Genomic DNA, 6,341 nt, shown 5'->3' on the forward strand with positions numbered 1-6,341 from the left:
TCTATGATCCCCCTAGTGAAATACGAAGTGCCTCTGCTACATTTTCTACACCGACTAACTCAATCCCTCTCGGTTTTTTCCATCCATCTATATTCGCCTGAGGAATAAACATTCGCTTAAATCCTAGTTTAGCAGCTTCCTGCACACGCTGTTCAATTCTTGATACTCTTCTGACTTCTCCCGTCAGACCCACTTCTCCTATAAAGCAATCTGCTTGATGCGGCGCTGCATCTTTAAAGCTTGATGCAATACTAACGGCAATAGCCAAGTCAATCGCTGGTTCATCAAGTTTCACACCACCTGCGACCTTTAAATAGGCATCTTGGTTTTGCAGCAGCAGCCCTACCCGTTTTTCTAAAACGGCCATAAGCAATGACACTCGGTTATGATCAAGGCCAGTAGCCATTCTCCGTGGATTCCCAAAGCTCGTCGGTGAAATAAGTGCTTGTATCTCCACTAGAACAGGTCTTGTTCCTTCCATTGAGGCAACAACACACGATCCAGATACACCTGCTGACCGCTCTTCTAAGAAGATTTCTGATGGGTTTAATACCTCTGTGAGCCCTTCCTCTCTCATTTCAAAAATTCCTAATTCATTCGTTGAACCAAAACGGTTTTTCACTGCCCGTAAAATACGAAACGTATGATGGCGCTCCCCTTCAAAATAAAGAACTGTATCTACCATATGCTCTAAAAGGCGCGGCCCAGCAATCGAGCCTTCCTTCGTCACGTGACCAACGATAAAAATAGGAATACCATTCGTCTTGGCAATTTTCATCAGCTGAGCAGTACATTCCCTCACCTGAGAAACAGATCCAGGAGCTGACGTGATATCGCTTTGATAAACGGTTTGAATTGAATCGACCACAACAAAAGCGGGTTTCATCTCTTGTATAGCAGACGTTATATACTCCATATCGGTTTCAGCCAAAACATGTAAAGAGGCACTTTCAATACCGAGACGGTCCGCCCTAAGCTTCGTTTGTTTGATTGATTCCTCACCAGATATGTATAACACATTCTGATTCTGATCTGATAGCTGTGCTGAAACTTGTAATAATAGTGTGGACTTCCCAATCCCAGGATCACCGCCAATAAGAACGAGTGAACCTTTGACAATTCCACTTCCTAATACTCGGTTAAATTCTTCTAAATTCGTTTTAATTCGGGGTTCTTCGGATGTTTCAATTGCAGATATAGGTGAAGGTTTTTGAATGGTTTGAACAGAATGATTAAACGCACTTCGACGATTTGCCGGCTCTTTACGAACGACCTCTTCTGTCATACTGTTCCAAGTGCCGCAGCCGGGACATTTCCCCATCCATTTGGCTGACTCATAACCGCACGATTGGCATATAAATTTTGATTTTGACTTAGCCATAGATTGAAGAATACAACTCCTTATACTGGTCAGAAAATAAGTAAAGGGAGGCATCCAACTTACTGGTATGCCTCACACTTTTTTCTTACTATATTAGTTCGTAGCAGCCGTTGCTTTTACGACAATTTCTCCATCTTCTACATCTAATACGATATGTTGGCCCTTTTCAATATTGCCTTTCAGCAATTCCTCAGAAAGTCGATCCTCGACGTGCTTTTGAATCGCTCTTCTTAACGGACGAGCACCATACTCAAGATCTACACCTTCGTCGGCAATCTTGGCTTTTGCTGCTTCCGTCAATTCAATTGAAAGGTCCTGCTCTTTTAGTCGTTTTGTCAATTGATCAGACATGAGAGACACAATCTCTTTTAGATGTTTCTTTTCGAGTGAGTGGAAGACAATGATTTCATCAATACGGTTGATGAACTCCGGTCTAAACGCACGTTTCAGCTCACCCATTACTTTGCCTTTCATATCTTTGTAATTTTGACTTTCATCCTGCACGTTAAAGCCAACATATTTATTGCGCTTCAGCTCACTAGCTCCAACGTTTGAAGTCATAATCAAAATCGTATTTCTAAAGTCAACAGTACGACCTTTAGAATCAGTGAGACGACCATCTTCTAATACTTGAAGTAAGATGTTAAACACATCAGGGTGCGCCTTTTCAATCTCATCTAGAAGCACGACAGAATACGGCTTTCTTCTCACCTTTTCAGTCAGCTGACCGCCCTCATCATAGCCCACATAGCCTGGAGGTGATCCAACAAGTCTTGAAGTCGAGTGTTTTTCCATGTACTCAGACATATCAATACGAATCATCGCTTCTTCATCACCGAAGATAGACTCGGCAAGTGCTCTTGCAAGCTCAGTCTTACCAACACCTGTTGGCCCTAAGAAAATAAAGGAGCCAATCGGACGTTTCGGATCTTTTAGTCCAGCACGGGCACGTCTTACAGCTTTTGCAACAGCAACAACTGCTTCATCCTGTCCAATGACGCGAGAGTGGAGCAATTGTTCCATGTTCAGGAGCTTATCTGTTTCTGTTTGAGCAATTTTTGAAACAGGTACTCCCGTCCAGCTAGAAACAACCATTGCGATATCATCAACAGAAACCTCTGAATTCTCTTGTCCCTGCTTTTCTTTCCAAGATTTCTTCGTCACTTCTACCTTTTCACGCAAACGTTGCTCCGTATCACGAAGAGAAGCGGCTTTTTCAAATTCTTGACTTTGAACAGCTGCATCCTTTTCCTTGCGTACTTCATCCAACTTTTGCTCAAGTTCCTTTAGATTAGGCGGTGTTGTGAAAGAACGTAAGCGAACTTTTGAACCCGCCTCATCAATTAAGTCGATCGCCTTATCTGGAAGGAAACGATCGGAGATATAACGATCAGAAAGCTTTACCGCCGCCTCAATGGCTTCATCTGTAATAGACACACGGTGATGTGCTTCATAACGGTCTCTAAGCCCTCTTAAAATTTGAATACTTTCATCAACAGATGGCTGGTCCACTTGAATTGGCTGGAATCGACGTTCAAGTGCAGCATCTTTTTCAATATATTTACGGTACTCATCTAACGTTGTTGCCCCGATACATTGAAGCTCACCACGTGCTAAAGATGGTTTTAGAATATTAGAGGCATCAATCGCACCCTCTGCTCCTCCTGCACCAATCAGTGTATGAAGCTCATCAATGAAGAGAATGATATTTCCAGCCTGACGGATTTCGTCCATGACTTTTTTCAAACGATCCTCGAATTCACCACGATATTTCGTTCCCGCTACAACGGTTCCCATATCAAGTGTCATGACTCGTTTATCACGCAGAATTTCAGGCACTTCGTTGTGAATAATTTGCTGTGCGAGGCCTTCTGCGATCGCTGTTTTACCAACACCAGGCTCTCCAATCAGCACAGGGTTATTCTTTGTTCTTCTACTTAATACCTCAATGACACGCTGGATTTCTTTGCTACGGCCAATCACAGGGTCCAAGCTGTCCTCTTTCGCAATAGCCGTTAAGTCTCTTGCCAGGCTATCTAAAGTTGGTGTATTGGCATTGCTATTAGATCCTGCCGCAGATGCACCCGTTTCATTGCTGCCTAGAAGCTGCAAAACTTGCTGGCGTGCTTTATTTAAGCTCACTCCGAGGTTATTTAAAACACGGGCAGCTACACCCTCTCCCTCACGAATAAGACCTAAAAGAATATGTTCTGTTCCTACATAGGAATGACCCAGCTTTCTCGCTTCATCCATAGAAAGCTCCGTAACCTTCTTCGCTCTAGGTGTGTAATGAGGAATAGCTTGAGACACCTCTTGCCCTCTTCCAATCAAGCTCTCGACTTCTTTTTGGATTTTATCTGAAACAAGGCCCAGTGCTTCTAATGCTTTTGCGGCGATGCCCTCACCTTCACGTACAAGACCAAGTAAAATATGCTCTGTTCCGATGTTCTTATGGCCTAGGCGAATGGCTTCTTCTTGTGCAAGTGCTAATACCTTTTGAGCTCTTTCAGTGAATCTTCCAAACATCATATCGTTTCATCCTCCTGTCCATTCCTATGCATTTCTAAGCGCAGCCTTTCTCTGATAATTGCTGCTCGTTTTATATCTCTTTCATTTGGTTCCAAGGCTCCTCCTGAATATTGCTGAAGGAAGCCAGGCTGTGTCAAAATCATGAGTTCATTCAGTATATTACTTGAAAGCCCCTTAATGATACCTAAATCAATTCCAAGTCGCACATCTGACAAACACTTAGCCGTTTCCTTAGATTCAATCATGCGGCAATTAGCCAAAATCCCCAAGGAACGGTACACTCTGTCTTCAAGTTCAATTTTAGACGTCTGATATAATGCCTTACGTGCAGATCGCTCTTGTTCAATGAGCTGTGCCGTCACACTATTCAAATCATCTACAATATCTTCTTCTGATTGACCCAGTGTCATTTGATTTGAAATTTGAAAGATGTTCCCTATTGCTTCGCTACCCTCACCATAAATTCCTCTGACCACAAGACCTAATTGATTAATTGCAGGAATAATGCGATTCATTTGTCTTGTTAGGGCTAATGCTGGTAAGTGCATCATGACTGAAGCCCTAATACCTGTACCTACATTGGTCGGACAGCTCGTTAAGTATCCTCGCTTTTCAGAAAACGCATAATCCACTTGCTCTTCAATCCAGTCATCTATTTGGTTAGCTGCTTTTAGTGCATTGGCCAGCTGAAATCCTGGGAACAAGCATTGAATACGAATATGGTCTTCCTCATTCAGCATGACACTGATTTCTTCATTTTCTGAAAGCAAACAGCCTCCAAATCTTGATTCTGCTAAATTGGGGCTAATCAAATGCTTTTCAACAAGTACCCTTTTAGCCAAAGACTGCGTTTCATTCATTCGAATCAGAACAAAGTTTCCAATGTCCTTCAATTCCTGGCTCGCAAACTTTTGCTCGAATTGCTGAAGAACAGCTTCAGCCTCCTCTTGAGAAAACTGAGTTGGGAAACGAACATGCTCTAGATTGCGTGCCAGCCGAATACGACTGCTTAGAACAATGTCACTTTCTGGTCCTTTCTGTTTCATCCATTGACTTAATGCGTCTTGAATAAAATGCTGGAGCGACATGTCGTTAATCTCCCTCCCTCTGCTGAGATTGCTCATGCTCTAATGCACGAATTTGATCTCGAACTTCCGCTGCTTTTTCAAACTCTTCCTGTTCAATCAGCTGCTTCAGTTCTTGCTGCATTAACTCAAGTTTCCGGCGAACATGCAGACTGCCGGCAATCCGTTTAGGGACTTTTCCATTATGGACTGTATTTCCACTATGGACTTTCCTTAAAACAGGATTTAAATACTGATCAAAGGTTCGATAACATTCTGCACAGCCAAAACGGCCTGTTTTCCTGAATTGCTGAAAAGTTAAGCCACACTTAGGACATTGATCCACTTCTCTTGCCTCTTGAAAAATAGATGATCCTTTATTCGCACTTGTGGTAAAGCTAGGATCAATATTCAATAAGCCTGATAATAAGTTGTGAATCGAGAAACCTTGGTTTCCACTCATAGCATATGAATCACTGTTTTCTTTTGCACATTGTTCACATATGTGCATTTCTTGTTTTTCTCCATTTATTACTTTCGTAAAGTGAAAAGTGGCTGGTCTCTCATTGCATTCTTGACAAATCAATCTTTTCACCCGCTTTACTTTAATTTCAAAGCATTTAACATCGCTTTCATCATCCGAGCCCGCAGTTCATCTCGTTCAGGTAAATCAATGTGTAAAACAGAACGGTCCATGACACTAATCATCATCTTTGCTTCTCTTTCAGATAAAATGTTGTTCTCAACAAGGCGCATGATGATATGATCAGATGCAGCCTGTGATAAACGATGATATATTTGGGAAATAATGTTGTTCAATAAATCGACTTCATCATTCATTTTGACTTTAATGATACGGATATAGCCACCGCCGCCACGCTTACTTTCGACGATATAACCTCTTTCGCTCGTAAAGCGTGTATTGATAACATAGTTAATTTGTGAAGGTACGCATTGAAACTTATCTGCAATTTCATTGCGTTTAATTTCTAATATTTCTCGACCATTCTGATCCAAGACTTCCTTCAAATACTGCTCGATGATATCAGAAATATTTTGTGCCACTCCGCCTCCTCCTCCATTGACTTTGACTATATTTGACTTTAATCTTACTATAAATTTTTTCGATCGATTTTTCAAGATAATCGCTCAACTAACAATATTATTTCCACATTTATCTGGTGCCAAACGTCCCAAAAACACAAAAAAGACCAGTTCCGACTGGAACTGATCCTTTGAAAAGCTTGGCGGCGTCCTACTCTCACAGGGGGAAACCCCCAACTACCATCGGCGCTGAAGAGCTTAACTTCCGTGTTCGGTATGGGAACGGGTGTGACCTCTTCGCTATCGCCACCAAACCTGATGGA

Annotated in this window: 5 protein-coding genes and 1 rRNA gene; all 6 read right to left on the reverse strand. The window is 42.1% G+C overall.

The annotated features are described in order from the left end of the window. Nucleotide 1 precedes the first annotated feature (1 nt). Nucleotides 2–1,381, reverse strand: coding sequence for a DNA repair protein RadA (radA, locus tag EBQ12_RS18635; RefSeq protein ID WP_017359160.1), 1,380 nt, complete (start codon nucleotides 1,379–1,381; stop codon nucleotides 2–4). A 93-nt stretch (nucleotides 1,382–1,474) separates the two neighbouring features. Then, the gene (clpC, locus tag EBQ12_RS18640) at nucleotides 1,475–3,910 is read right to left on the reverse strand and encodes an ATP-dependent protease ATP-binding subunit ClpC (RefSeq protein ID WP_007496263.1); all 2,436 of its coding nucleotides are present in this window, start codon (nucleotides 3,908–3,910) and stop codon (nucleotides 1,475–1,477) included. Next, complete coding sequence (mcsB, locus tag EBQ12_RS18645) at nucleotides 3,907–4,998, reverse strand: protein-arginine kinase McsB (protein ID WP_056703479.1); 1,092 nt, start codon at nucleotides 4,996–4,998, stop codon at nucleotides 3,907–3,909. Before mcsB ends, clpC begins: the two co-directional genes overlap by 4 nt. A 4-nt stretch (nucleotides 4,999–5,002) precedes the next feature. Beyond that, complete coding sequence (gene mcsA / locus EBQ12_RS18650) at nucleotides 5,003–5,560, reverse strand: protein-arginine kinase activator protein McsA (protein ID WP_007496258.1); 558 nt, start codon at nucleotides 5,558–5,560, stop codon at nucleotides 5,003–5,005. Between the two features lie 14 nt (nucleotides 5,561–5,574). Continuing rightward, nucleotides 5,575–6,039, reverse strand: a complete 465-nt coding sequence (locus tag EBQ12_RS18655; RefSeq protein ID WP_003217184.1) for a CtsR family transcriptional regulator — start codon at nucleotides 6,037–6,039, stop codon at nucleotides 5,575–5,577. Between the two features lie 177 nt (nucleotides 6,040–6,216). Further along, nucleotides 6,217–6,332, reverse strand: a 5S ribosomal RNA gene (rrf, locus tag EBQ12_RS18660). Nucleotides 6,333–6,341 lie beyond the last annotated feature (9 nt).

It is taken from the genome of Bacillus sp. 2B09 (assembly GCF_003946835.1).
GTDB classification, from domain to species: domain Bacteria; phylum Bacillota; class Bacilli; order Bacillales; family Bacillaceae; genus Bacillus; species Bacillus altitudinis.